Origin of the sequence: Streptomyces nigrescens (genome assembly GCF_027626975.1) — a bacterium.
GTDB classification, from domain to species: domain Bacteria; phylum Actinomycetota; class Actinomycetes; order Streptomycetales; family Streptomycetaceae; genus Streptomyces; species Streptomyces nigrescens.
Genome location: NZ_CP114203.1, coordinates 586832 through 611637 on the forward strand (window position 1 = coordinate 586832; position 24806 = coordinate 611637).

The window sequence follows — 24806 nt, forward strand, 5'->3', positions numbered from 1 at the left end:
CCCGCTCATGCGCCCCGGACCGGAGGAGAGACATCCATGGCACTGCTGCACGATGGCGAGCTGTCCGCCGCCTTCGACCACGCGTCCCGCACTTATGACCGGCTGGTCGCGGTGAACCCCGGCTATCACGGTCAACTGCGCCGCTCCGTAAGGCGGTTGGGCCTGCCCGACGAAGGCCGTGGACTGCGCGTGCTGGATCTGGGGTGCGGCACCGGCGCCTCGACGGCGGCGCTGCTCGCCCTCGCCCCGCACGCCGAGATCGTCGCCGTCGACGCCTCGGCCGGCATGCTGGCGCGCGCCGCCGCCAAGCCCTGGCCGCGCGGGGTCTCCTTCGTGCACGCGCCGGTGGAACGACTGGCCGACGCCGGGGTGACCGGTGGCTTCGACGCCGTCTTCGCCGCGTACCTCTTCCGCAATGTCACGGACCCGGATGCGGTCCTCGGGGCGGTACGGGAGGCGCTGACTCCGGGCGGGCGGCTGGCCGTTCATGAGTACACCCTGACCGGCGGTGCGGTGCCGCGCGCCGTGTGGACGGCGGTGTGCACCGGAATCCTGCGGCCGGCCGGGCGGCTCGCGGGCGACGCCGGGCTGTACCGCCATCTGTGGCGCAGCGTCCTCGCGTTCGACACCGCCGCGGAGTTCACCGGGCGGCTGCGCCGGGCGGGCTTCCGGCAGGTGCGGGCCCTGCCGCTGCCCGGCTGGCAGACCGGCATCACCCACACCTTCGTCGCGGCCACGGCCGGCGCCCACGAGGAGGGGGCATGACACCTCGACGCGACAACGGCGGGGCCGCGCGACGCGGACGCGACCGGCGGGCCCGGACGGTGCCGGGGCCACCGGGGCGGGAGCGGGCGGCGGACGGCGGTCCGGAGGTGGCGGTGATCGGCGGCGGTATCGCGGGCCTCTCCGCCGCGACCGCGCTAGCCGAGCGCGGGGTGCGGGTGACCCTGTACGAACGTGCCGGGGTCCTCGGCGGACGGCTGGCGGGCTGGCCCGTGCGGCTCGCCGACGGCTCGACGGCGACCATGAGCCGCGGGTTCCATGCGTTCTTTCCCCAGTACTACAACCTGCGGGGGCTGCTGTGCCGGGTCGACCCGGGGCTGGGGATGCTCAGACGGCTGCCCGACTACCCGCTGCACCACCGGTCGGGCATGCGGGACAGCTTCGCGCGGGTGCCCCGGACACCGCCCTGGAGCGCACTGGGCTTTGTGGCGCTCAGCCCCACCTTCACCTGGCGGGACCTGGTACGGATGCGCCCCGGCGCCGCCCTGCCCCTGCTGGACGTACGGGTCCCGCAGGTCTATCAGCGGCTGGACCGCATCAGTGCCTGGGACTTCCTCTCCCGTATCCGCTTTCCCGAGGCCGCGCGTCATCTCGCGTTCGAGGTGTTCTCCCGGAGCTTCTTCGCGGACCCGCGCGAACTGTCGGCCGCGGAGCTGGTGCTGATGTTCCACATCTATTTCCTCGGCTCCAGTGAAGGGCTGCTGTTCGATGTGCCCGACGAGCCGTTCCCGCAGGCACTGTGGCACCCCCTCGGCCGGTATCTCGCGGGGCACGGCGTCCACCTGTGCACGGACACGGAGGTGACGCGGGTCGAGCCGGTGGCGGGCGGTGGGGTGCGCGTCGCCGGGGAGGGCGCGGACCGCCGGTTCGACGCGGTGGTGCTGGCGCTGGACCCGGGCGGACTGCGCCGCCTCGTCGCCGCCTCACCCGAGTTGGGGGACGCCGCCTGGCGGGCGCGGATCGGGCGGCTGCGGACCGCGCCGCCCTTCCTTGTGTCCCGGCTGTGGCTGGAGCGGCGGGTCTCCGCCGACCGGCCCGGCTTCCTGGGCACCAGCGGTTTCGGCTCGCTGGACAATGTCAGCGTGCTGGAGCGCTGGGAAGGCGAGGCGGCCCGCTGGTCCGCCCGCACCGGCGGCTCGGTGCTCGAACTGCACGCCTACGCCGTCGCTCCGGGAGCCGACCGGGAGCGCGAACAGCAGAGTCTGGTACGGCAGTTGAGCGCCGTCTATCCGGAGACCCATGGGGTCAGGATCATCGACCGGCGTGATGAGTGGCGCGCGGACTGTCCGCTGTTCCCGGTGGGCGGCTTCGACGACCGGCCCACCGTGCGCACCCCCGACCCCCGGGTGGTGGTCGCGGGCGACACGGTGCGGACCTCGTTCCCGGTGGCGCTGATGGAGCGGGCCGCGACGACCGGGTTCCTCGCGGCCAATGCGCTGCTGGCGCGCTGGGGCGTACGCGGCCAGACCCTGTGGACCGTGCCGGACCGGGGGCGGTCGGCGGCCCTGCGGTGGGCGGCCCGGCGGGCCGGGTGGTGACCGGGGCGCGCCATCCGGACCCACACCGGCACGGGCATCGGCTGGTGTCAGCCCGGATGGCGTCCGCTGCTGCGCAGTTCCCAGCGGCGCTCGGCGTAGGCCAGATCGTCCCGCCACAGCCGTCGCGCGGCGGCGCGCATCAGCGGACGCAGGGCGGGCGCGGCCGCACGCGCCAGGGCGAATCCGGGGCGCCCGGAGGTGGCGACGATCGCTTCGACGACCGCGGTGCGCGGGCGTCCCCGGTCGTCCGGGCCCAGGGGCGTGGCATGGGTTTCCACCACGGACCCCTGTCCTTCGCCTGCCAGGATCCGCATCACCACCGTACGGGGCCCGGGGGCGGTGAACAGCGCCGTGACCGGCACCACCGCACGTCCGGCGACCTTGAAGGAGACCTCGACGGTGAGGCCGTCGGACGGTTTCCCGCCGTGCTCCGCCGGGGCGTCGAGCACGGTGAGGTCGACGAAGGAGTAGGGGTGGAACCAGGCACCGTGCCAGGGATCGAGGCGGTTGGCCACCACGTCCTCGGGTTCACAGCAGCCGGTGGCGGTGTAGACGGTGGCGACGGCGCCCGCCGCCTTCGGCCGGGCGGGGAGCACGGGCTGTGGCAGCGGGCGTTCACCGCCCGCCTCGTCGAGCCGTACCCAGGCCAGCAGTCCGTCGTCGTAGGCAGGGAACGGCTCCCAGCCGGCGAACGGAGCACCGTCCAGGGGGAGTCCGTGCCACCGGCAGCGGAGGATGCCACAGCGCACGGGCCCCTGAGCGAGGGGCGCGCCGAGGTGCGGGCACGCCCCGGGGCCCGCGAGCAGGCGGCCTGCGGCGTCCCGCCAGGCGACCACCTCGATCCCGGCGACAGTACGGCCGACGGCACGGTCCGCACCGATGTCGCGGGCCGCGCCGAGGACGAACCAATTGCCGGACGGTCGCGCGAGTGCGGCCTTGACGGCCTCGGCGATGCGCGCGGGTTTGGCGTCGCGCCAGGTGGGGCGCTGGCGATCCCACGGCTCGGGTCTGCGGCGCAGCCGGAGCGGAAGGCGCGGGGGACGGCGGGCCTCCTGGGTCATGGGGTCTCCTCCTGCGCGTAGTGCGGCACTCCGCCACGCCGCACACCGGGCGGCCGGACGGTGGCGCGAGCGGCGACGAGACGGGCCAGACCGCCGAGGGCGGTGGCCGCGCGGCGTCGGCGGGAGACGACGGCGCGGCGGTGCAGCACGGCGTACCCGTCGTCACGCACGGCGTCGAGGATGGCGCCGTAGAGGACGAACGCGGTGCGGATGCACGGGCGGGAGACCGGGTCGAGCATGGCGAGGCCGGGTGCCGCCTCGCGGTAGACACCGCGGGTGAGCTCGGCGGCCGCCGCCAGGGCCGCGGTGATCCGCGGGTCGGGGAGGCCGGTGTCGCGGCTCCACCGGAGCAGTGCGCGGTCGACGCCGTGCGCCGCGAGCAGGTCGGCAGGGAGGTAGACGCGGCCACGGTCGAGGTCTTCGCCGACATCGCGCAGGAAGTTGGTGAGCTGGAAGGCGATACCGAGGGCCGCGGCGTGCGGCACGGCTTCCTCCTGCGGTACGACGGTGCCGAGCACCGGCAGCATCTGCAGTCCCATCACCGCGGCGGAGCCGTGCATATAGCGCCGCAGATCGGCGTAGGTCGGATAGTCCGTCACCGTCAGATCGCTGCGCATGGACGTCATGAAGTCCGCGAAGTGACGGTGGTCGATGCCGTACACGGCGGCGGTGTGTGCCACCGCGCGCACCACCGGCTCGGTGCTCGCGCCGCCACGCAAGCCGTCGTCGAGGCAACGCTGGAGGGCGTCGAGCGCGTGTGCGCGGTCCGCGGTGGTGTGACCGGTGGCGGGGTCGTCGACGATGTCGTCGGCCCAGCGGGCGAAGCCGTACAGGGCGTGTACGGCCGGCCGGCGTCCCGCGGGCAGCAGCCGGGTGGCGAGGAAATAGGTCTTGCCGTGCCGGGCGTTGAGCCGGCGGCAGTGGGCGTAGGCCTCGCGGAGCCGGGGATCGGTGACGCCTGCGGCGTCCAGTTCGCGTGCGGTCATGCCGGGATGCCTCTCGTGGCGGGGCGGGACGAACCGGCGGTGGAGCGGGGCGGCCGCAGGCCGGTGATCCGGGCCGCGGCGAGTTTGCCGGAGATCAGGACGGTGGGGACGCCGACGCCCGGGGTGGTGCCGCAGCCCGCCAGTACGGCGTTCTCCGTGCCGCGTACGAGGTTGCGGGGGCGGAAGGGGCCGGTCTGCGCAAAGGTGTGTGCGGCGGAGAACGGCGTTCCGGCGGCGAGCCCCTGTGCGGTCCAGTCGGCCGGGGTGACCATGCGGTACTCCTCGATGGCGGCGCCGATGCCGGTGAGCCCCCGGCGTTCGAGGACGGCGAGCAGGCTGTCGCGGTACCGGGGGGCGAGGTCGCGCCACTCCCCCGCCCCGGGGCCGGTGTCGGTGTTGGGGCAGGGCGCCAGGATGTAGTGCAAGTGGCGTCCGGGCGGGGCGAGTTGCGGGTCGGAGGCGGTGGGGCGGGTGAGCAGCAGGGAGGGGTCGCTCATCAGCTGACCGGTGCGGGTGAGTTCCTCGAAGGTCCGCTCCCAGGCGGCGCCGAAGGAGATCGTGTGGTGCGCCAGACGGGGCCAGGTCCGGTCGGTGCCGGCGTGCAGGATCACCGCGGACGGCGCGTGGCGGAGCCGGACCGGGCGGCGGGGCCGCCGGCCGAGCAGCCGGTGGACGACCGGCAGGTCGGGGGTGAGCACCACCGCGTCACAGGGAATGCGCTCGTGCGGGGTGACCACCGCCGTGATCCGGTCGCCGGTGCGTTCCAGCCGGGTGACGTGGTGGCCGTAGCGGAAAGCGGCACCGGCGTCGGCGGCCGCGTCCGCCATCGCCCGGGGCAGGGCGTACATCCCGCCGCGGGGGAAGTACACCCCGGCGACCGTGTCCATGTAGGCGATGACGGCGTAGGCGGCCAGGGCACGCGCGGGCGGGACCCCGGCGTACAGCGCCTGGAAGGAGAAGACCCTGCGCAGCCGGGCGTCGGGCAGGAAGCGGCCGATCCGGTCGTCGAGCCGGCCGAATCCGCCGAGTGCGGCGAGGCGGACCAGGTCCGGGTGCATCAGCTGCAGCGGTGAGTCGAAGTTGGTGTCGATGAAGCGGTGGCGCTGGACCGCGTACAGCTGCTGGAGCCAGCGGCGCAGCCGGCGGTAACCGTCGGCGGCCCCGGGTCCGGCGAACCGTTCGACCTCGGCCTCCATGGCCTCCGCGTCGGTGTGGACGTCCAGCTCGCTGCCGTCGGCGAACTGGGCGCGGTACGCCGGGTGCAGGGCCCGCAGCTCCATCCGGTCGGTGAGCCGTTCACCGACCGCGGCGAACGCCTCGTCGATGAGGTCCGGCATGGTCAGCACGGTCGGGCCGGTGTCGATGCGGTAGCCGTGGCTCTCGATCCGGCCTGCCCGGCCGCCGGGCAGCGCCGCACTCTCGACGACCGTCACCCGCCGGCCGGCGCCGAGCAGATGCAGCGCGGCGGACAGCCCGGAGAGACCGGCGCCGACCACCACCACGTGGTCGGTGGGGCCCTTGACGGTTCTCATACGGCGCCCCCTTCGGCCACCCCGGCGGGTACGGGCGAGGTGATTACGTCGGGTGCCGGGCCCCGGACGGTGGCGGTGCGCAGGCCGGCGACGGAAGCGAAGAGGCCGCGCAGCCGGGCGGCCGCGGAGGGTTCCAGGGCGGCCGCGGCCAGATGGCGGATGCTGCGCGCGACCAGCCGGTGAATGCGCAGTTCGACGAGGCCGAGCGCTCCGGTGGCGACGAGGACGGCACGTACCCGCTCCAGATCCGCGGCGTCCAGTTCGCTGTCGCCGACACAGCGGTCGAGGAGCGCGAGGGCCGCCCGGTCACCGCGCTCCATGGCCCGGGCCCGGCCGACCGCCAGCAGATAGGTGAGCTTCCCCTCCCGGATGTCGCCGCCGGACGGTTTGCCGGTCCGGTCCTGGTCCCCGAACACCCCCATCAGATCGTCCTGGAACTGGAAGGCGACCCCGGCGCAGCGGCCGGCGGCACACAGTGCCCGGGTGGTGTCCTCATCGGCGCCGGCCAGGGCCGCACCGAGCGCGAGCGGCCGCTCCACCGAGTAGCGCGCGCTCTTGAGGTACGCGGTACGGACGGCCAGTGCCGCCGAACGGGAGCCGGCGACCTGGCCGTACAGGTCGAGATACTGACCGGCCACCATTTCCATCCGCATCGCCCGCCAGATGTGCCGCACCCGCGGAGCGGTCTCCGCACCGAGTTCCGCACCGGCGACCGTGTCATCCGCCCAGGCGAGGGCGAGATCACCGGCGAGTACCGCGGCGGAGGTGCCGAACCGCCCGGCCGCTTCCGCGGTGCCCGGCGTCGCGTACTGGCCGGCGAATTCGGCGTGGACCGCGGGCCTGCCGCGGCGCAGCGGTGACCGGTCCATGGCGTCGTCGTGGATGAGCGCACAGGTCTGGATGAGTTCGACGGCGGCGGACACCCGGAGCGCCGGCTCCACGGCACAGGCGCCCGGCCGGTCCTCGCAGGACCGTAGCCCCCACCACAGGAATTGCGAGCGGGTGCGCTTGCCCCCTTCCAGGGTGAAGCGCGCGACCCGCGCGGCCACATCCCGGGCGAAGGTGCCCTCGATCTCGGCCGCCCGCGCGACCTGCTCCCCGAGGACGCCGACGAGCATCCGGCCGACGGCGGCCGGCACATCCGCATCGACGGTGTCCGGCCCGAGGCCGGCTGAGCAGGTGTCACCACGGCCCGGAAGTGCGTTCCCGGACGGGCAGCCGGACGGCGGCGGGCCGGCATCGCGCAGCGCGAGGGGGGCGGTTGCCCCGGTACGACGGCGCATCGTGATTCCTCTCGGCGCGTCGGTCGGCGGAGGTCGGAACGGGCCGCGGAGTCCGTCGGCGACGCCGCGGCGGGCTCGCGGTGCCGGTCACGGCGGCCGTGCGCGGCCCGGCCCGCGGGTCAGGCGGACCGGAAGACGAGGGCGGCGTTCTGGCCGCCGAAGCCGAAGGACGTGCTGGCGGCGGCGGACAGGGGCGTCTGGCGAGGGGCCTTGGCCACGATGTCCAGGTCGATATCGAGGTCGGGGTCCTCGTGGTTGGCGGTGGGCGGGATGGTGTCCTGTTGGAGGCTCATGACCGTGACGGCCGCCTCGATGGCGCCCGCCGCGCCGATGGCGTGGCCGAGCGCGCCTTTGAGGGAGGTGACGGCGGGGGGCTCGGCGAAGACGGTGTGCAGGGCCCTGGCCTCCGCCAGGTCGTTCAGGCGGGTTCCGGTGCCGTGCGCGTTGATGTGATCGATGTCCCCGGGCGCCAGGCCGGCGTCGGCCAGGGCGGCGGTGAGGGCGGCCGCGGCGCCCCGGCCCTCGGGGTCGGGAGCGGCGTAGTGGAAGGCATCGCAGCTCGCCCCGTAACCGACCAGCTGCGCGCGCGGGCTCGCACCACGGGCACGGGCGTGCTCGGGGCGTTCCAGCACCAGGACGGCGGCGCCTTCCGAGAGGACGAAACCGTCGCGTGCGGCGTCGAAGGGCCGGCTGGCGCCCGCGGGGTCCTCCGTACGCCGGGACAGCGCGCCCATGCGGTGGAAGCAGGCCGCGGGGATGGGGTGGCGGGCGGATTCCGCGCCGCCGGCCAGCACGAGGTCGCAGGTTCCGGCGCGCAGCAGGTCGCGGGCGATGCCGAGGGCGCTGCTGCCGGAGGCGCAGGCGGTGGAGACCGCGAAGTTGGGCCCGGTGGCCGTCAGGTCGAGGGCGATCTCGGCGGCTGCCATGTTGGGCACGCTGCGGGTGATGGCGAGGGGCGAGATGTCCAGCGGGCGGCCGGCCGCGAGCTTGGCGAACTCGGTGACATAGCGTTCCATGCTTCCGGTGCCCGTGCCCATGACCACTCCGACGCGCGAGGCGTCCCACTCGGCGGGGCTGAGTCCGGCGTCGGCGACGGCGTGCCGGGCGGCGAGGAGGGCCATGGCGACGAACCGGTCCAGCCGCCAGGCGGCTTTCCGGCCGACCAGGCGTGCGGTGTCGAAGTCGGGCACCTGGCAGGAGATGTCCACCGGCAGTCCCACGAGCCCCGCGTCCCGGGTGGCGGTGGACCGGCCGGTGAGCAGGGTGTCCCAGGTGGCCCGTGCGCCGATCCCGGCCGGGCTGATGACACCCAGCCCGGTGACGGCGACCTCACGGCACTGACCGGGCATCAGCTGCTGCTGTTCGGCGCGGTGGTCAGGGCCTTGTCGGCCGTACTGCTGTCCATCAGCGCGGCGAGTTCGCCGATGGTCGTCCGCAGCGGAACGTCGTCCAGGGAGATCCCGGTGCGCTCCTGCAGCATCAGGCCCATCTCGACGAGCGCGAGGGAGTCCAGGCCCAGGTCCTCGAAGGTGCGCTCGGGGGTGACCTCGGCGGGGTCGAGGTCGAAGGTCTCGGTGAGGGTGCTGGTGATCAGCTCTGCACTGGTGGGCACGGGTGACTCCTTCGGTTGGGGTGGTCGTGCCGGCCGTCGTGGGCGGGGCGCTGTCCGGGGGCCAGGGGGTGTCCGCAAAGTCCCGCCGTCCGCCCGGAGAGCCGGACGGGACTGTGCGGACGCGCCCTAGGCGTCGCTGCGGACAGGAACCGCGGGTCCGCGCCGCAGGAGCCCGGGGCACCGTGGGATATGCAGGTGCGGACGGGGCGTTCATCGTGGCTCCAGGCGGGCAGGGGCGGCCGGCACCGGGGGCCGGTGCGCAGGGGTCGGTCTCGCGCTCTACTGTCGCCGACCGTGTCCCCGGGCCCTGGTCATGAAGGCACCTCCGAACGAGTGACTTATCGCTCTATAGCGCCGGACGCTCTTCTTCCCTGGGTGCCGGCTGCGGTCCACGGAGCCGGGCACGGCCGTCGGGTGACGCACCGTGGGGGCGGTCCGGCCGGCCGAGCCAGCGGGCGGCGGCCGCGGCGGTGAGCAGGGTGACGACTCCGGCGACGATGGCGGTCAGCGTCATGGCGTCCGTGAAGGCTCTTCGTGCGGCGGACAGCACGCCGCTGCGCAACGGGCCGGGCAGCCGCATGGCCTGTGCGGGTACGGACAGCATGCTGTGCCGGGCCGCCGCGGCCACCGGAGCGGGGGCGTGCAGATCGGTGAGGGAGGCGGAGAGCCGGGAGGTGAAGACGGCCGCCAGCAGGGAGCCCTGGACCGCCACCCCGAGGGCGGAGCCGACCTGGCGGGTGGCGTCGTTGATGGCCGAGCCGAGTCCGGCTCTTTCGGTGGCGACCGAGCCCATCACCGATTCGGTGGCCGCTGCCGCCACCAGTCCGGCGCCGACGCCCGCCACCAGCTGGAAGGCCGCGCAGTGCGGGTAGTCGGAGTCCGGGGTGGTGGTCGCCAGGATCGCGAAGCCGGCCGACACCAGGGCCAGACCGCCCACGACGGGGACCCGGCCCCCCAGCCGTGCCCGTACGGGTACGGCGCACACCGCGCCGAGGGCCAGTCCGGCCGGCAGGGGCAGCGTCCGCACTCCGGCCTGCCAGGGGCTGAAGCCCAGCACCCCCTGGAGGTAGAGGGTGAGCACGAACAGCGCCCCGAACATGGCGAAGGACATCAGCGCCAGGGCCGCCGCGGCCACCCCGATGGCCGGCACCCGCAGCAGGGACAACGGGAGCATCGGTGCGGGCGCGTGCAACTGGCGGCGGACGAAGGCGGCGAGCAGCAGCGCGGCGGCGGCGAATCCGGTCAGGGCGGCCGGACTCGTCCAGCCGCGGTGCGGGCTCTCGGTGATCGACCACACCAGGACCAGCAGCCCCGCCGCGGACAGGAGGGCACCGGGCACATCGAAGCCGGCCCGCCGCCGCGCATGGGACTCGGGCACCAGGAGCAGGGCCAGGACGATGATGACGGCGGCCGGCGGCAGATTGATCCAGAAGGCGGCGCGCCAGGAGAAGTGCTCCACCAGCCAGCCACCGATGACCGGACCGCACAGGCCGCCCATTCCGCCGACCGCGGCCCACGCGGCGATCGCCCGGCTGCGCAACCGGGCCTCGGGGAACAGATGGTGGATGACCGCCAGCGTCGCGGGCATCAGCAACGCGGCCCCGGCCCCCATGGTGCAGCGCGCGGCGATCACCTGCCAGGGCTGCGCGGCCACCGCGCCGCCCAGCGAGGCCCCCGCACAGACCGCCACACCGCAGACGAAGGAACGCCGTCGGCCCCAGGCGTCGGTGAAGGCTCCCACGGCCAGCACCGTTCCGCCCAGGACCAGGGCGTAGCCGTCGACGATCCACTGGACCTGCGCGGTGGAGGTGTTGAGACCGCCCTGCAGGTCGGGCACCGCGACATTCAGAACCGTCAGATCCAGGCCGAGCATGAACAGGCCCAGGCACACCACGGCGGCCGCTCCCGCGCGGCGCACGGGTACGGCCGGCGTGCGAACCGGCGCAGTGGCCGTCATGCCGTCGCCACGGGGCGGTTGACGGCGGCGTCGAGGGTGCCGGCGAGATGGCCGACCAGTGCTTTCGTCTCCGTCTGCAGGTAGGTGTGCCCGCCGGGGAAGAGCTGGGTCGGGGCCGGTGTGGTGACCAGGTCGTTCCATGCCTGGAGGTCCTGCACGCTGGTGACGGGGTCGTGTTCACCGCCGTAGAGGGCCAACGGCACATCGAGGGGCGGCTCGGGGCGGTGCCGGTAGTGCAGGAGCAGCAGACAGTCGGCCAGCAGCGGGGTGCAGGCCGCGGCCATCAGGCGGGCGTCGGCGAGCAGTTGGTCGGGGATCGGGCCGACGAGTTCGCGGATGCCTTCCAGCCCGGCGGTCAGCCGCGGTGGCAGGCCCGCACTGTAGGCGTCGATATGCGGCGCCGACAGCGAGGACACCGCCAGCAGCGAGGGCAGCCGGCCGTGGGTGCGCCGCAGATGGCGGGTCGCCTCGTAGGCCAGCAGCGCGCCCGCACTGTGGCCGAAGACCGCGAACGGACGGGGGTCGGTCCAGTCGTCGAGTACCGCGGCGAGTCGGGCGCTCAGATACGCGGGGTCGGTCAGCGAGGGTTCCGCGGCGCGTGTGCCACGGCCGGGCAGTGCCACGGAACACGGCTCGATCCAGGGCGGCAGCAATGGCGCCCAGCGCAGATAGCAGTCCGGGCCGGCCCCGGCGGGCGGCACACAATACAAGCGCAGCGCCGCCTGCGGGCGGGCAGCCAGCACGACACGCTCCGGCACCGCCGACGCCGCAACCGTCACCGACGTCGACTCTTCTGTGAAACCGACACCCACGACACACGCCCTTCGCCTCGCGCTCCACTGGTTCAGGCCCCGCCCCGGCACAGCCGGCCGCCCCGGACGGGCCGCGTGCAGCCGTTCGCGCCCGGGGCGTCCGGCCGAGCGGCCGGCCGGCCGACGGGGTACGAAACCTCCGGCCGGCCGACGGGGTACGGAAACCTCCGGCCGGCCACAGGACCGGTGCCCACGCCGACCCTGCCCTCCCCCGCCCTCTCACTCCACACACCACGCAAGGCACCGCCCCCCTCTGACACCAACGGCGGCAGCTACGGCAATCGAGCGGCCGTGAGGGGCGATATCGAGCAGCCGTGAGGGGCGATCAGCGCGGGGCGGGGCACGGGATAAGGCAGGGCCCGGCCCCGTCCGCCACTCACCCAGGGCGCCTCCGTACGCGACGTCCAAGGCACGACGCCGTATCGCACCGCGCCTGACGAGTCATCCGCATCAGCGGCCGTCGGCGTCGCCCTCCAACCCGCGGCGGGGCACGGCACCGGCCTCGGGACGCGGGTGGACGTATGCACTCCCCGCAGCCGTCACCTCCCGGGGTTCGAGCAGACGGGCCGTACCGGCGGCGACGGCGCAGAAGGCCACGGGCAGGAGGAACGTGAGGTTGAGCGGGACCAGATGGGTCAGTGGTCCGATCACGGTGGGTCCGGCGAGCATCCCGAGGTAGCCGAGGCCGGCCACCCGGGAGACATTGGCCCCGGCGGCGTCCTGGTCCGCGTGGCCCGCGGCACTGAACAACTGCGGAATGCAGCCGGAGAGCCCGGCCCCGAAGACCGCCCAGCCGCACAGGGCGAGCGGAATCCACGGGGAGAGCACCACCGCTGTCAGCCCCAGAGCGGCCAGCGAGGCGCCATAACGCAGGACGGCGACCGGGCCGATGCGCGCGGCCACCCGGTCGGTGAGCAGACGTCCGACGGTCATGGCCGTGGAAAAGGCACCGTAGGCGAAGGCCGCGGTAGCGGGGGGCGCGTCGAGCACCTCGCGCAGATCCAGCACGCTCCAGTCGTTGGCGACCCCTTCGCAGAGCATGAGCATCATCGCGAGCGCCGCCAGCGCCCAGATGCGCGGGGGCGTGCGTGGGGCCGCGCCACGTGCTGCCGCCGGGTTCGCGGCGCGGGCGGATGCGGGCGGCAGCAGTGCGGGTGCGGCGAATGCGCTGATGACCAGCCCGAAGAGGCTTGTCGCGGCGAGCGTCGCCGCCGCGCTCCAGCCGAGGCTGAGGGTTCTGGCACCGACCAGCGCCGCGAAGACGCCGCCTATCGAGAAGACGGCGTGGAAGGCGGACATCACGGGGCGGCCGTAACCGCGCTCGACCTGCACGGCATGGGTGTTCATGCTGACGTCCAGACAGCCGTTGCCGAAACCGAGCACCAACAGGGCAGCGCCCAGGGTCCAGCCATCGGTGGCCAGCCCCGGCAGCGTCACGGCCAGGCTGCACAGCGCCCCGCTCACCGGCACGACTCGCCGGGCGCCGAAGCGGTCGGTGAGCCGCCCCACCAGCTGCATCCCGACGAACGCACCGCCCCCGAGAAGCAGCAGCAACCAGCCGAGCACCGCGTGCCCGATACCGGCGCGGTGCTCCACGGAGGGGATGTGCACGATCCACATCCCCATGACAAAGCCGTTGAGCCCGAAGAACGTGAAGGTGGCCAGTCGGCCGGCTCGCAGTGATCTCTCCATGCCAGCGAACGTAGCAAACATGATTCATGTTCGAAAGCTAGTCTTTCGAGCATGAGTAGTGTTCGATAGCGTTGCGTGGCGGGGGGAGCACAGGCACCCCGCCACCCCACCCCGATAAGCCCTCAACAGGTCTACGACCCAGCGGATCTCGTCCATGCCGAGGAAGCCGGCTCTACGCAGTTCGGTGAGCAGGACCTCGTGCACCGCACACCAATAACCGTGCGGGTACGGGTACGCATGGGGCGTACGTAACTAACGGAACCCCGGCGGCAGTTCTCGTTCCGCCCCTCGGGCCAGGGCACACCCTTCGACCCCCTCTCCGCGTCGAGTCGCCGACTGCACCACAGTGGCGCAGGTCACCTTCCCTGGTGTCATACAGCTCTGCACCCCGGACCGTGTAAATGACGTCGAATAGCCGAATAACTACATCGGCACCAATTGGTGAGTCACGCAGGTGTCACAGGAGGGAAAACATGTCGACGTTCCGTACTCGCGTGATTTCAGGGGCCGTTGCCGGCCTCGCGCTGACCGCCACGACCGTGGGCCTCGCCAGCCCGGCCGCCGCAGCCGGGACCGCCCCGCCGTGTGTCATTGGCATGGTCGACGGAGCGTCGGGGCCGGCGGCCAAGATGGCGTATGTCAGTAACAAATGCGACTTCAACGTCGCCGTCGGCATGGTTGTTTCGAACGGCACGGACAGCGGGTGCGTCACCATCTCGCCCGGACATCAGTACAAGTTCAGGACATGGGGCTCCAATCAGCAGGTCTTCGCCATCAACAACTGTCAGCCGTAAGGCTCGACAAGCTGGGCCACAGCTTCGGACGAAGAAGCCCGGCATGACGAGGGGCGCCCGACTGCCGGGCGCCCCTCGTCTGCTGTCTCAGCGGCGTGTGGAAAGGCCGATGCCGGGGGGGCTCGTGCGTGACACGGATTGTTGCGCCACCCGGCTGATTGTGGCCGCCAGGGTTCCGTTGCCTGCGGGGTGAACGCTCCTACGGCCCGATAGCGGCAGCACGATACGCATGGCAGCCGTTGGACGAAGCCGCGAGGAGCGACGTGTGAGAAGAATTGTGCAGGCGGGCAGTATCGCCGGTGCGTGCGGGCTGGTGCTGCTCGGCAGCGGCATTGCCCGCGCTCAGAGCCTTCCGGGCGAATCCCTGCTCTCCGCCGCCGTGGGCGCCGACCTCGTCACCGTCACCGGCTTGGTCTCCGGGGTGGTGTGCAACAACCGCCTCGCCGACTTCAACTACAAGGCACCTGTGTTCCGTTCGCCGCACCCCTGTATCAACGGGCCGGTGCGCAGCGGAAACAGTTTCCACAGCGGCAACTTCCTCAACCATGGGAACCCGAACAACAGCGGCAACCTCGCCAACACCAACGGGTCGACCAACAGCGGCAACGCCGTGACGGGCTCCTCGTCGGGCAGCGGCAACAGCGTGCAGCGCGTCCTGGGAGGCTTTCTGCACTGAGGCCATGACCTCCCCAGGCTGCCGGGCCGCGAGGCCGCGGCAGTCGCACGATCGCCCGGCGGACTCCGCCGGGCGATCGCCGTTTTCCGCCCAACCCCCGGCGCGGCCACGGCCGCACAGCCCTCCGGCCCCGGATCGCGCCGGGGCCGGAGGGGGCGGAGAGGGCGGATTCAGTGTCGGGTCACAACTTCTGCTTCCCGCCGCCACCGATGTGCTGCTGGTCGTTGCTGGACTTGTTCTCGGCTCCGGTCGTGCCGCCGGCGTCGTCGTTGGTGTTGCCGTTGACGTTGGTCGGGCTGCCGCTGTTGCTGTTGTCGCCGGACAGGTAAACGTTCTGCGAGTTCCAGACGTTTCCGCTGTTCAGCGGCCCGTTGATGCAGATCCTGGCCCGGTGCGAGCAGTTGAACCCGGCGTGGAAGTTGGCGATGGTGTCGCTGTTCCAGACGCCGTCCCCGCCGCCGAACAGAGCACCGTTCCACTACCGTCCCTTACCACTACTGATCACATCCCTTTTACCTGCTTCCTCGGAGAGAAACGATGGGGAGCCCCAGCGGCACCGGCCTGCGACGCTCGAAGCGCTGAGCCTGCTCCCCAGCGCACTCCCCACACGCCCGCTACTCGCACGAGAAAGGCACCCATGACACAGCAGCCTGCCACCACCCCATACAACAGCGGCTTGTTGAGCAATGACGCCCAGCGTGAACGTGACCGCTTGGAGTCCATCCAGCGCAGCGTCGACGCGTTCACCACCGGAGTCCTCGATGGCCTTCCCATCGAAGCGTCATGGAACTGTCTGGAACTGGGCGCGGGCACCGGCTCCATCGCCTACTGGCTCGCCGAACGCTGCCCGGACGGGCGCGTGGTCGCTGCCGATCTCGACACCCGCTACCTGGATGCGGACCGGGCCGCGAATCTGGAGATCCAGGAAGCCGACATCACGCGCCGGGACTACGCGCCCGGGAGCTTCGACCTCATCCATGCCCGTTACCTGTTCTGCCATCTTCCGGACCGCGACGAGATGATCGCGCGGGCCGCCCGCTGGCTCTCCCCCGGTGGCTGGCTCGTCATCGAAGAGCCCTACCACCTGCCGGCCGATACCTCGCCATCCCCACTGGTCCGGCGCATCCTCGACGCCTATCAGCGCACATACCGCAAACACGGCGCCGACATGACCTGGGCCCGCGCCCTGCCCTCCCTCCTCGCGCGCAACGCACTGACCGAGGTGGCCTACACCGGAAACCTCGGCTGCATGGGCGGGTTGGACAAAGACCGCTGGCTCCCTCTCATCACCCAGGCGGCTCCCGCACTTCTCGCCGACGGTCTCATCACTGAAGCCGACCTAACCGAGTTCGCCACCCTGTTGAAGGACCCAGCCTTCATCGACATCCCGCAAATCACCATCTCCGCATGGGGCCGCCGCCCCAAGGAAATTCCGTCAGGTCAGTCCGTGGCCACCTAGCGGATCGAGCTGCCCCCACGGCGACACAGCTCGACGACCTCGGCCTTGAACTCCGGCATGTACGAGCGACTGGAACGCGGCCTCTTCTCCCCCATGCTCTCCTCTCCATGGTGGACAACTTCCGGGGCGCCAACCCCTGATCCCAGATGTCCGTCAAAGCGGATCAAGCCCACCCGGTCTCCGGCTGCTGGTCACGGTCACCGCAGGTGGGGGCCTCGGCGGAGAAGCCACTCACGACTGACCGCCCAGTTCGCGGCGTTTCTGGCGCGGGTCGGCGTGCCACTGGTGCCTCTCGGCCCGATGACGCGCTCGGTGGTCGCCGGAACGAAGCCACCGACGGCGGAAGACGCGTTCCGGCTCGCTCCCGAGCTGGTCGCCGCGCGGTTCGACACGCTCACCGCGGCGGCCGAGAGATGTGACGCGCGGTTCAGGGACGAGATCACAAGGCACCATGACTGCCTGCTTGTCGCTGTGTTATCCAAAGTTAGTGACGACTTCGAAGCTCTCCAGTAGGCCCTTCGACGCAGTGCTGTGCGACCTCGACAATGTGATCCGCTTCTACGACACGACGGAGCTGGCACGCTTGGAGCGTGGGGCAGGGCTGATGGAGGGCACAACCGAGAAGGTGGCATTTGCGCCGGAGATAGATCGGCCGCTGCTCCTCGGCGCGATCACCAAGCGGCAGTGGGTGGAGTCCATCGTGATCGGCCTCGCAGGGCAGGTGCCGGAGGTCCAAGCGCGCGAACTGGGTACGGCCCTCGCCGAGGCGCCATTCCGGGCCGACGACGTTGTGGTGGCCATGCTTCTTCAGGTGCGGGCGCATGTGCCCTTGGTGCTGGTGACCAACGCGACCGTGGAACTGGAGGACGATCTGGCGTCGTTGGGTCTGGCGGATTTCGCAGACCATGTCGTCAGCAGTGCCCGGGTGGGGGTGGCCAAGCCGGACCGGAAGATCTACGAGATCGCGGCCGAGCAAGCGGGTGTCGCCATGGACCGATGCCTTTTTGTGGATGACCGGCTTGAGAACATCCAGGCCGCAGTCGGGCTCGGCATGACCGGCGTGCACTACCGCGAACCCGCCGACCTTCGTGGGCCGTTGGGCTTGCTGCTAAGCAACTGATTCACCGTGGCGGACGACGCCGAGGCCACGTAGCAGCCGTTGCCCATTGAACTCGGTCAGGCGGTTCTCGGCTGGTGGGGCGGTGCTGTACCTGGGCTGCGGAAGCGGGGTGCCGGTCGCACGTGATCTTCCAGCCCGAAATGCGACTCGAACCCGATCAACTTGTCCGCAGCCAGCGGACTGAAAGCGGCCCTCGTCTGGAGTGTTCCTGGCACTGGTACCGCCTTCGAGATCACGCAGGATATCGTCGAGCGGCGCTGGCTCGGTGAGGCCCGGGATTCGGCCGGGGTCGGCCGTCGGCCCGGCGGAACGTGAGGGAGCACGGTGCTCTCGGACTACCAGCAGCGACTGCGTGAACGGTTCCTTTCCGTCCCCGAGTATCCTCCGCCAGCCCCCTGGCGCCCGGTCCTGAGCCGCGAAAACCCCATCGGCGCCCTGCTCGGAATCGGCTTCGCCGTCGCTCCCGACACTGGTCACGACCTCGTTATGGCGGTCTCCGGCGACGGGCACGGCCTTTTCGACGCCCTCACCGGGGAGAAGATCGCCAGGGACCGCGATCCGGACCCCGACCACAGCACCCCGGACGCGGTGCCGGACCTCTCCTGTCCCGGACTCGGACCGATCGCTGGGACCCGGGTTCAGATCGCCGGACTCTTCGGCGGCGGCCTCCACACCACCACCCATGACGGCTGGAGCCTGGAAGTCGTCAGCCCCGAGTGGCCCCATCACCGGGTTCTGCTCTCCAGAGACGGAGGCATGCCGCACAGCGGACCGCACGGCGAACGCTGGTGGCACATCTTCGACTCCAACTACTCCGAACTGCGGACCGCCGGCTTCTCGCCGTCCGGACGCACCCTCGCGGTCGCCACCAGCAGCGATCTCAGCCTCTGGGCCCGCCCGGACCCCGAAACAGGAACCACGGGCAAGATCGCGGTATGTCAGTAGAAGAGCATGGTCTTGCGTCGTCGATGTGAGCCCGGGGTGCGTCGCCGTTACTACTTTTCGGTTCCTTCGTCGGCGTCGTCTTCCAAAGCAGCCATGCGGGCCTTGTATTCGGCCTGTGGGATTTGCCCGAGAACCGCGAGACGTTCCAGTTCGGCTGCCTCGGCTTCATGGGAGATCTTGCGGCTCTGTTCGACTTGCTCTCTGCTGTACTTGACGGCCTTGGCGCGCTGCCTGGAACGGCTTCGCTGTAACTGCTCAGCGATCGCCCTTCCGGTTTCTTCGAAGTAACTGTCATGCCTGCCTGACCACATTTCTCCGCCTCTCACTATCGATGGAAATACCGGAAGCCGGGTCCAGGATATCCCGGACCCGGCTTCCCCAACCTGGCCATTCGTCAGATTTTGAAGTTCTTGTAGTCGATGGTGCACTTGATTGCCGTTGTGCCGGCGCCGCCGCAGCCCTGGGGGTGTGACTGCCACACCCAGCCCGGTGTGAGGAAGTTGGCCCACATGTCGTGCTGTACGTGCAGGGTCTTGGGGCGCTTCACCTTCGCCGTCACCTCTGAGATGGTGGGTGTCGGGTCGAGTGGCTGGATAACGGTGCGCTCGCCGTCGGCGATGGACTTGTTGTGGTCATCCATGAGCCGTGCGCGGGACTCTCCGGTGAACTCCGGTCCCCCGGGCCCTACAGCTGCGCAGTAGAACCTGGTGCTGCCGGTGACTTCGGAGACGGTCCCGGCACCCCACTTCCAGTTGGCGTTCCACTCGCACAGGACGGTTCTGGCCTTGAGCGGTGCGCCGGTCTTGGTGTCGATCTTGGCGACCTTGGCAACGAAGGTTCCGCTCCCGCCATGAGGACCGTTGTGTTCGGCTGCCGTGGTGTAGTGGGGAACGCTGCTATCGGCACCGAAGGTGATGCCAGCGGTCTTGGCGCTCTGGGCGCTCTGGGCGCTTGCGGAACTGACTGCCGGAAATGCCAGTGTCGACGTAGCGACGGCGGTGGCGATGGCTACCTTGACGGTACGCGACACGCTGGGACGCGCGATTCCCCCGTTGACTAACTTACCTTTCACTTTTCCCCGTTTCTCGTGTGGATGTTACGTGACCATTTGTAGCAGCCCTGCAAGGTTCCGTCGAGTGAGAGACGGGACTTGGCTCGAACTGGAAAGGCATGGCCAACACGCCTACTTTTAACGTTATTTTGACGGGAATTCAGGTGGACGGAGTTGAACTGAATACCGGAACTGCTGGTACCGAATGCAGCGCAGACGCAGGCGCAGGCGCAGGTGTGGACCAGACGCTGAGCGCTGGGCGTCCGAGCAATCAGCGGCGATGGAACAGCGCGCGGTACTCCCTCGGTCGTTGGCCCGTGTGTCTGGCGAAGATGTCGCTGAACGCCCCAGGATCGCGGTACCCGACATCGGTGGCGATGCTTGCGACGGTCCTGTCGGTCGTCTCCAGCAGGTGTCTGGCTCGACGTACCCGGACCGTCTGCAGGTAGGCGAGTGGCGTCTCACCGGCTTCGTCGCCGAAGCGACGGAGCATGGTTCGCGTGCTCACGTGGAACTCCTGGGCGAGGGTGGGCAGGTCATAGCGGGTGCTGAGGTTCTGGTCGAGCCACCGCTTGACGCCGAGCGAGAACTCCCTGCCCACAGTGGGCATGAGCTCGGGGTCGACGTAGGGAGCCTGCGTAGAACGTGCATCGTCGACAAGCGCGATACGGGCGGTGCTACGGGCGACGCGGGGGCCGTCGTGCTCGCGGATGAGCTGCAGCGCGAAGTCGTACATGGCGCTGAAGGCCGCTGTGGTCGTCACCCCCCGGTCGGTCACGACCAAGCTCTCCTGGCGCAGGCGTACATCGGCGTACCGGCGGGCGAACCGATCCGCGAACAACCAGGACGTGGTCGCTTCGCGCCCGTCGAGCAGCCCGGCTTCAGCGACCAGGAAGGCGCCGACGCAGATCGATACGACAGCGTTGCCTGAAGCCGCCTGCGAACGAATGGACGCTACTTCCGGTCCCAGGTTGGCGAGTGCCGCGTCGAGGTCGAGCGTGGGCGAGAGTTCGAAGCCCGGCACGATCAGGACGTCGACCGGGCGCATCGCCGAGACGTCGAGGACCGAGCCGCCGGACGCGACCACGCGCCGCCGGGGCGAGATGACCGACGTCTCATAGGCCGGCTGAGCCGACCCTTGCGCCGCAGCGACATGAGTTGCCATTGCCAGGAGGTCGGGGACTCCGAATACCTCCGACGCGAAACAGCCGGGGTAAGCCAGCACACCGAGTCGCAGCGGACTCATACGGCACCTCCGGCACTTCCTGCGCCTCCAGCGGCTCCAGCGGCTCCAGCGCCTTCCAACGGGTGGCGATATTACCGGGATTCATGGCGATGCCGCCGCTTTTCAGGAGTGCGGCCGACTCATCATCATCTCGGTCATGACCATGTTGCGAGGACAGCGCGACCCGTTGGACGACTTCTTCCGGAGAACCGTCAGCGTCGATGACGTCGACAAGACCGTGCACGTCGCCGGGACGGGACCAGCGGTCATCCTTATGCCCGAGATGCCAGGTATCAGCCCGGACGTCGCGCGGTTCGCGCGTTGGGTGCGTGATGCCGGCTTCTCCGTGTACCTGCCCTCTCTTTTCGGCGTCGACGGCGCCTATCCACTCGCCGAGGCCCGCGAGACGATCGTTCGACGCGCGTGCGTCAGCGCCGAGTTCCGCGCGTTTGCCGGTGGCGGCACCAGCCCGGTTGTCACCTGGCTGCGCGGCCTCGCTCGCCTGGCTCACGCCGAGCGTGGCGGGCCTGGCGTCGGCGCCATCGGTCTCTGTTTCACCGGCAACTTCGCCCTGACCATGGCGCTCGAGCCCGCTGTCATCGCGCCAGTGGTCAACCATCCGTCGCTTCCGCTCGACGACCCCGGCGGTCTGGAGATCAGCGACGAAGACGCCGCTGCCGTGGCGGAACGCGTGGCGCGAGACGGATTGAAGGTTCTCGCCTACCGCTTCGACAACGACAGGTGGTGCACCCGCCAGCGGTTCGCCGCTTACCGAGCGCTGCTCGGGGACGCATTCGACGGCCGCGTACTCAAAGCCGAGACGGCGAATACGAACCCGCCGCCCTTCTTCCGTGACGTCGTCGGCTGCGCCCACAGCGTCGTCACGGCGCACCTCGTCGACCAGGAAGGCCACCCCACCATGCAGGCCCGGAACGAGATCATCGCCTTCCTGGCCGAGCGGCTCGGGACGCGGCCGGAATGAACTTTGACGCTCGCTCCGGCCCGGGTTGAAGCCTTGGCTGCCATGGTTCCCGGTGCCGCCGCGGCCGCTCCCGGGCCAGGGGCGCCCCTCCGCCAAGGGCAGGGGGGCTGGGTCGCCTAAGGGCTGCCCCGTAAGTGATCTTCCAGATCTCGCCACCTAGTTCGGAAGGGTCATGCACGAGAGCTTTGAACGTCAGCTGCTGGTGATCGAGCTGGGAGAGGATGTTTGTGCCTCGTGGGGTGGCCACCGGTGAAGCACAATGGACGGTAGGGCTGGAAGCCACGGGGTTCGGTTTCGCGCCTGACCGTCACGCCACGTCCGTCAGGTGGTCAGACCGGCACTGGTCAGCCAGATGTGTTCGCAGGTCCCGGATGCCCCTTGCAACGTCTCGCGGGACTCTTGTGAGGCGTGGTAGAAGGTCCGCTCGATCATCCAGCACAGGGCGCGTGCCATCGCTGAGGCTTGTTCTGGTTCGGTGCCGGCCTGGATGCCGGCCCGTTCCAGGACGGCGGTGATGGCCGTGATGAACAAGTCCGCTGTATGGCTCCACAGCTCGCCGATCTCCGGCACGGTCAACGACAGGTCGATCGCCGTGCGCATGACCAGGCCGTGCTCGTTCCACAGCTCTACCGTGCGCTGCATGGCTTCTGCGATGGCCTGGCGGGGCTCGTCGGTCTGCGCGGTGGTCCGGGACCGCTCCCACAGATACTCGACGGTACGCGCCACGAGTGCCACAACTACTTCTTGCTTGGAGCCGAAGTAGAAGTACAGGGCGCCGCGTGTGATGCCGGCGCCCTGGGCGATGTCGCCGACGGTCATGGCGTTGTAGCCCTTGTGCGCGAGCAGGGCTTCGCAGGTGTCCAGGATGGCCCGCTCCCGCAGATCGCCCTTGCGTTCGGTGCTGCGTCGGCTCCGCGCGGGGTGGTGGCTGGGCATCAGAGCTGAGCACCCTCGTCGAAGTCGGTCGTGCGGGAGAGCGTCTCCCATGCGCGGATGTCCTCGTCCACGGCAGTGCGCGCAGTGGTGACCAGCCGCAGCGCGTCCGAGCCCAGGACGAGGTGGGCCGGCGGCTGGTCGACCGAGGCGATGCGCACGACGGCTTCTCCGGCCTTGGCCGGGTTGCCGAGCTGGTTCCCGCTTGCCTTCTGCCGCGCTTCACGGATGGGATCGAACAGCTCGTCGTAGTCGTCGATGGTCCGCGCGGCGCGTGTCATGGACCGTCCGGCCCAGTCGGTGCGGAAGGAGCCGGGCTCGATCGCCGTGACGTGGATCCCGAACTGTGCGACCTCCTTGCCCAGTGCTTCGAGGATGCCTTCCAGGGCGAACTTGCTGCCGCAGTAGGCGGACATGCCGGGCACGGCCATGAGCCCGCCCATGGAGGTGACGGCCATCAGGTGTCCGCGGCGGCGTCGGCGCATGTGGGGCAGTGCTGCCTGCAGGGTGGCCACTGCCCCGAATACGTTGATCTCGAATTGCCGCCGCACCTCGGCCAGCGGGGTTTCCTCGAAGGTGCCCTCCAGGCCGTAGCCGGCGTTGGCGATGACGACATCCAAGGGGCCGACGCCTCGCTCCACCTCCGTGATCACATCCGAGACGGCGTGGTCGTCCGTCACGTCCAGGATGCGGCCGCGAGCGTAACCGGGCTTAAGCCCCTCGAAGGCCCGCAGGTCCTCCTCGGAGCGGACCGTGCCGACAACGGTGTGACCGGCAGTCAGGGCGGCCTGGGCGAAGGCACGTCCCAGGCCCGTGCTGACGCCGGTGATGAGCCAGTTCTGCCTCTGCATTGCTCCTCCAGGAAGGTCTCGCGGGGATCAGGACTGCTCCCCGCCCAGAAAGTCTACACAGTGCATATTTTTATCTTCGCCACGTTGGTTCTGGGTTACTCAACGGCATCACGCCTGGCCGGGGGAGATCCGGCCGCACCGAGACCGGGGCCCGCCGGCGCAGGCCGCTGTGCGCACTGGCTGGTGAGCTGCGGTGCCGTCCCGCGACGTCACTCCGGCCGTCACCGTCCACATCCGGCAGGTCGTGGCCTGGCATGGTCTGGCGTCGCGGATCATTACCAGGATGCCGAGTCGCGGTGGCTGATGGACGCATCGGTGGGTCCTGCCGGCGGAGACGGACTGATCAGCGCAAGGTGGCTGTTCACCTCCGGGATCATTCCCACGTGTCTGGTGCGATCACGGCGTCGAAGTCATCCTGGACAGCCCCGTTCACCGGGCTGAGCCCACAGCAGTTCGGCAAGCTGATCACAGCCTTGCGGCGTGAAGAACCGACCAGGCACACAGGGGCCGGCCCTTGGTCCCCACCCGCGATCACACCGTCGCCGAGCAGTCGAAAAACTACCGCTACTCGACCAACCACCAGGTCGTCATCGACGCCGACACCCGGTTCGTCGTCGCCGTCGGCCGGCCTGTCCCGGGCAACCGCAACGACTGCAAGGCGTGGGAAATCTCCGGCGCAAAGGCCGCTGTCGGTCACACCACCGTGATCGCCGACGGTGGTTACCGGGGCACTGGACTGGTCATCCCGCACCGACGCGAACCCGGCCAGACCGAACTCCCAGCCTGGAAAGAGGACCACGACACCTCCCACCGGAAAGTCCGTGCTCGCGTCGAGCACGCCTTCGCCCGCATGAAGGCGTGGAAGATCCTGCGCGACTGCCGCCTCCTCCAAGGCGACGGTGTCCACTACGCCATGCTCGGCATCGCCCGTCTGCACAACCTCACGCTGGCTGGATAGGAGGAGCCCGCCGGCCACCATCACACCGGAGGTCACTACGGGGCAGCCCTTAGGGTGCTGGGGTGAACAGTGGGATATCGCGTAAGCCGAGCACGAAGCGGCAGAAGGAGCCGAAGCCGGCGTGGGGCTGGCGGGTCGCCGGGCTGCTGCTTGGTCTCGTGCTCTCCCTTGTCGGCGTCGGAGCTGTCTTTGTCAACAGTGTCCAGGGTGTGCAAGCCACCGGTCTGGTGGGCACGCGTGGCATTTTCACGGTCGATTACTGCAACGACACCAATCCCAGCGGGAAGAATTCGGACTACGAGTGCGGTGGCGATTTCATCCCCCGCGGCGGGAATTCCGACGACGGGTGGAGTGGAACGCTCGAGAACGCGGACGACTATTCGGCCGGGGAGAAGCGTGACGTGGTCGAGTCCTGGCTGGGCAGCGAGTGGCGCTTCCGGGAGGTCGGTGTCGGGGCGACCTTGGGATCCGTGATGTGGTTCTGCATGGGGCTGGTGATCCTGGCGATGGGTGTCTCCCAGGTGCGCACATGGGGGAAGAGCTTCAAGAGTTAGGG

General features: G+C 70.4%; 23 protein-coding genes and 1 pseudogene. 10 read left to right on the forward strand and 14 right to left on the reverse strand.

Annotated elements, in window-relative coordinates:
• Positions 1–36 precede the first annotated feature (36 nt).
• The gene (locus STRNI_RS02700) at positions 37–765 is read left to right on the forward strand and encodes a class I SAM-dependent methyltransferase (RefSeq protein ID WP_159483817.1); all 729 of its coding nucleotides are present in this window, start codon (positions 37–39) and stop codon (positions 763–765) included.
• Positions 762–2321: an FAD-dependent oxidoreductase gene (locus STRNI_RS02705; protein WP_277410450.1), complete on the forward strand. Its 1560-nt coding sequence runs from the start codon at positions 762–764 to the stop codon at positions 2319–2321. Before STRNI_RS02700 ends, STRNI_RS02705 begins: the two co-directional genes overlap by 4 nt.
• A 47-nt stretch (positions 2322–2368) precedes the next feature.
• Here the strand turns inward: STRNI_RS02705 and STRNI_RS02710 are convergent, their stop codons facing one another.
• The 9 genes from STRNI_RS02710 to STRNI_RS02750 all read right to left on the reverse strand — a co-directional run bounded on the left by STRNI_RS02710 (position 2369) and on the right by STRNI_RS02750 (position 13256).
• A complete protein-coding gene (locus tag STRNI_RS02710) occupies positions 2369–3382 on the reverse strand; it encodes a DUF5914 domain-containing protein (RefSeq protein WP_274740090.1) in 1014 nt (337 codons plus the stop codon).
• The gene (locus STRNI_RS02715) at positions 3379–4368 is read right to left on the reverse strand and encodes a phytoene/squalene synthase family protein (protein ID WP_274740089.1); all 990 of its coding nucleotides are present in this window, start codon (positions 4366–4368) and stop codon (positions 3379–3381) included. The genes STRNI_RS02710 and STRNI_RS02715 overlap by 4 nt, the downstream gene beginning before the upstream one ends.
• Positions 4365–5900, reverse strand: coding sequence for a phytoene desaturase family protein (gene crtI / locus STRNI_RS02720; RefSeq protein ID WP_018091573.1), 1536 nt, complete (start codon positions 5898–5900; stop codon positions 4365–4367). The genes STRNI_RS02715 and crtI overlap by 4 nt, the downstream gene beginning before the upstream one ends.
• Entirely contained in the window at positions 5897–7183 is a 1287-nt protein-coding gene (locus STRNI_RS02725; protein ID WP_274740087.1) for a polyprenyl synthetase family protein, read from the reverse strand. Before STRNI_RS02725 ends, crtI begins: the two co-directional genes overlap by 4 nt.
• A gap of 119 nt (positions 7184–7302) precedes the next feature.
• Complete coding sequence (locus STRNI_RS02730) at positions 7303–8532, reverse strand: beta-ketoacyl-[acyl-carrier-protein] synthase family protein (RefSeq protein ID WP_159483829.1); 1230 nt, start codon at positions 8530–8532, stop codon at positions 7303–7305.
• Positions 8532–8795 (reverse strand): acyl carrier protein, encoded by a 264-nt coding sequence (locus tag STRNI_RS02735; protein WP_127154625.1) that lies wholly within the window; start codon positions 8793–8795, stop codon positions 8532–8534. The genes STRNI_RS02730 and STRNI_RS02735 overlap by 1 nt, the downstream gene beginning before the upstream one ends.
• Before the next feature lie 346 nt (positions 8796–9141).
• The gene (locus STRNI_RS02740) at positions 9142–10752 is read right to left on the reverse strand and encodes an MFS transporter (protein ID WP_277410451.1); all 1611 of its coding nucleotides are present in this window, start codon (positions 10750–10752) and stop codon (positions 9142–9144) included.
• Positions 10749–11531, reverse strand: coding sequence for a thioesterase II family protein (locus STRNI_RS02745; RefSeq protein WP_018091578.1), 783 nt, complete (start codon positions 11529–11531; stop codon positions 10749–10751). Before STRNI_RS02745 ends, STRNI_RS02740 begins: the two co-directional genes overlap by 4 nt.
• Positions 11532–12014: 483 nt before the next feature.
• Positions 12015–13256: an MFS transporter gene (locus tag STRNI_RS02750; protein ID WP_277410452.1), complete on the reverse strand. Its 1242-nt coding sequence runs from the start codon at positions 13254–13256 to the stop codon at positions 12015–12017.
• Between the two features lie 473 nt (positions 13257–13729).
• Between STRNI_RS02750 and STRNI_RS02755 the strand changes: the two genes are divergently transcribed.
• The 5 genes from STRNI_RS02755 (at position 13730) to STRNI_RS02775 (ending at position 18250) form a co-directional block, all read left to right on the forward strand.
• Positions 13730–14050 carry a beta-Ig-H3/fasciclin gene (locus STRNI_RS02755; protein ID WP_277410453.1) on the forward strand — a complete coding sequence of 107 codons (321 nt, stop codon included), beginning with the start codon at positions 13730–13732 and terminating at the stop codon, positions 14048–14050.
• Positions 14051–14315: 265 nt separating this feature from the next.
• Positions 14316–14726, forward strand: coding sequence for a hypothetical protein (locus STRNI_RS02760; RefSeq protein ID WP_381845766.1), 411 nt, complete (start codon positions 14316–14318; stop codon positions 14724–14726).
• 637 nt (positions 14727–15363) lie between these two features.
• Positions 15364–16185 (forward strand): class I SAM-dependent methyltransferase, encoded by an 822-nt coding sequence (locus STRNI_RS02765; RefSeq protein WP_277410454.1) that lies wholly within the window; start codon positions 15364–15366, stop codon positions 16183–16185.
• 451 nt (positions 16186–16636) lie between these two features.
• The gene (locus tag STRNI_RS02770; RefSeq protein WP_159483837.1) at positions 16637–17305 is read left to right on the forward strand and encodes an HAD family hydrolase; all 669 of its coding nucleotides are present in this window, start codon (positions 16637–16639) and stop codon (positions 17303–17305) included.
• 324 nt (positions 17306–17629) lie between these two features.
• A complete protein-coding gene (locus STRNI_RS02775) occupies positions 17630–18250 on the forward strand; it encodes a hypothetical protein (RefSeq protein WP_277410455.1) in 621 nt (206 codons plus the stop codon).
• 50 nt (positions 18251–18300) lie between these two features.
• Here the strand turns inward: STRNI_RS02775 and STRNI_RS02780 are convergent, their stop codons facing one another.
• The 3 genes from STRNI_RS02780 to STRNI_RS02790 form a co-directional block, all read right to left on the reverse strand.
• Positions 18301–18561, reverse strand: coding sequence for a hypothetical protein (locus STRNI_RS02780; RefSeq protein ID WP_148588528.1), 261 nt, complete (start codon positions 18559–18561; stop codon positions 18301–18303).
• Between the two features lie 83 nt (positions 18562–18644).
• Positions 18645–19280 carry a hypothetical protein gene (locus STRNI_RS02785; protein ID WP_277410456.1) on the reverse strand — a complete coding sequence of 212 codons (636 nt, stop codon included), beginning with the start codon at positions 19278–19280 and terminating at the stop codon, positions 18645–18647.
• 292 nt (positions 19281–19572) lie between these two features.
• Positions 19573–20547: a GlxA family transcriptional regulator gene (locus STRNI_RS02790; protein WP_277410457.1), complete on the reverse strand. Its 975-nt coding sequence runs from the start codon at positions 20545–20547 to the stop codon at positions 19573–19575.
• A gap of 136 nt (positions 20548–20683) precedes the next feature.
• On the opposite strand from STRNI_RS02790, the gene STRNI_RS02795 reads away from it, so the two are divergent.
• Entirely contained in the window at positions 20684–21508 is an 825-nt protein-coding gene (locus STRNI_RS02795; protein ID WP_277410458.1) for a dienelactone hydrolase family protein, read from the forward strand.
• Between the two features lie 321 nt (positions 21509–21829).
• Here the strand turns inward: STRNI_RS02795 and STRNI_RS02800 are convergent, their stop codons facing one another.
• Both STRNI_RS02800 and STRNI_RS02805 read right to left on the reverse strand, forming a co-directional pair.
• Positions 21830–22444, reverse strand: coding sequence for a TetR/AcrR family transcriptional regulator (locus STRNI_RS02800; protein ID WP_277410459.1), 615 nt, complete (start codon positions 22442–22444; stop codon positions 21830–21832).
• A complete protein-coding gene (locus STRNI_RS02805; protein WP_159483845.1) occupies positions 22444–23292 on the reverse strand; it encodes an oxidoreductase in 849 nt (282 codons plus the stop codon). Before STRNI_RS02805 ends, STRNI_RS02800 begins: the two co-directional genes overlap by 1 nt.
• A gap of 383 nt (positions 23293–23675) precedes the next feature.
• Here STRNI_RS02805 and STRNI_RS02810 point away from each other — a divergent pair.
• Together STRNI_RS02810 and STRNI_RS02815 are read left to right on the forward strand one after the other, a co-directional pair.
• A pseudogene (locus STRNI_RS02810) lies at positions 23676–24250 on the forward strand (transposase).
• A 62-nt stretch (positions 24251–24312) separates the two neighbouring features.
• Positions 24313–24804, forward strand: a complete 492-nt coding sequence (locus STRNI_RS02815; RefSeq protein ID WP_159483847.1) for a hypothetical protein — start codon at positions 24313–24315, stop codon at positions 24802–24804.
• Positions 24805–24806: the final 2 nt, after the last annotated feature.

Bases quoted from the DNA above. Each gene is read 5' to 3' on its own strand.
- STRNI_RS02725 (WP_274740087.1), bottom strand. From the start codon at position 7,183: ATGCGCCGTCGTACCGGGGCAACCGCCCCCCTCGCGCTGCGCGATGCC.
- crtI (WP_018091573.1), bottom strand. From the start codon at position 5,900: ATGAGAACCGTCAAGGGCCCCACCGACCACGTGGTGGTGGTCGGCGCC.
- STRNI_RS02750 (WP_277410452.1), bottom strand. From the start codon at position 13,256: ATGGAGAGATCACTGCGAGCCGGCCGACTGGCCACCTTCACGTTCTTC.
- STRNI_RS02740 (WP_277410451.1), bottom strand. From the start codon at position 10,752: ATGACGGCCACTGCGCCGGTTCGCACGCCGGCCGTACCCGTGCGCCGC.
- STRNI_RS02770 (WP_159483837.1), top strand. From the start codon at position 16,637: ATGACTGCCTGCTTGTCGCTGTGTTATCCAAAGTTAGTGACGACTTCG.
- STRNI_RS02790 (WP_277410457.1), bottom strand. From the start codon at position 20,547: ATGAGTCCGCTGCGACTCGGTGTGCTGGCTTACCCCGGCTGTTTCGCG.
- STRNI_RS02705 (WP_277410450.1), top strand. From the start codon at position 762: ATGACACCTCGACGCGACAACGGCGGGGCCGCGCGACGCGGACGCGAC.
- STRNI_RS02800 (WP_277410459.1), bottom strand. From the start codon at position 22,444: ATGCCCAGCCACCACCCCGCGCGGAGCCGACGCAGCACCGAACGCAAG.
- STRNI_RS02805 (WP_159483845.1), bottom strand. From the start codon at position 23,292: ATGCAGAGGCAGAACTGGCTCATCACCGGCGTCAGCACGGGCCTGGGA.
- STRNI_RS02765 (WP_277410454.1), top strand. From the start codon at position 15,364: ATGACACAGCAGCCTGCCACCACCCCATACAACAGCGGCTTGTTGAGC.
- STRNI_RS02795 (WP_277410458.1), top strand. From the start codon at position 20,684: ATGACCATGTTGCGAGGACAGCGCGACCCGTTGGACGACTTCTTCCGG.
- STRNI_RS02700 (WP_159483817.1), top strand. From the start codon at position 37: ATGGCACTGCTGCACGATGGCGAGCTGTCCGCCGCCTTCGACCACGCG.
- STRNI_RS02780 (WP_148588528.1), bottom strand. From the start codon at position 18,561: ATGTGGTCAGGCAGGCATGACAGTTACTTCGAAGAAACCGGAAGGGCG.
- STRNI_RS02715 (WP_274740089.1), bottom strand. From the start codon at position 4,368: ATGACCGCACGCGAACTGGACGCCGCAGGCGTCACCGATCCCCGGCTC.
- STRNI_RS02730 (WP_159483829.1), bottom strand. From the start codon at position 8,532: ATGCCCGGTCAGTGCCGTGAGGTCGCCGTCACCGGGCTGGGTGTCATC.
- STRNI_RS02755 (WP_277410453.1), top strand. From the start codon at position 13,730: ATGTCGACGTTCCGTACTCGCGTGATTTCAGGGGCCGTTGCCGGCCTC.
- STRNI_RS02710 (WP_274740090.1), bottom strand. From the start codon at position 3,382: ATGACCCAGGAGGCCCGCCGTCCCCCGCGCCTTCCGCTCCGGCTGCGC.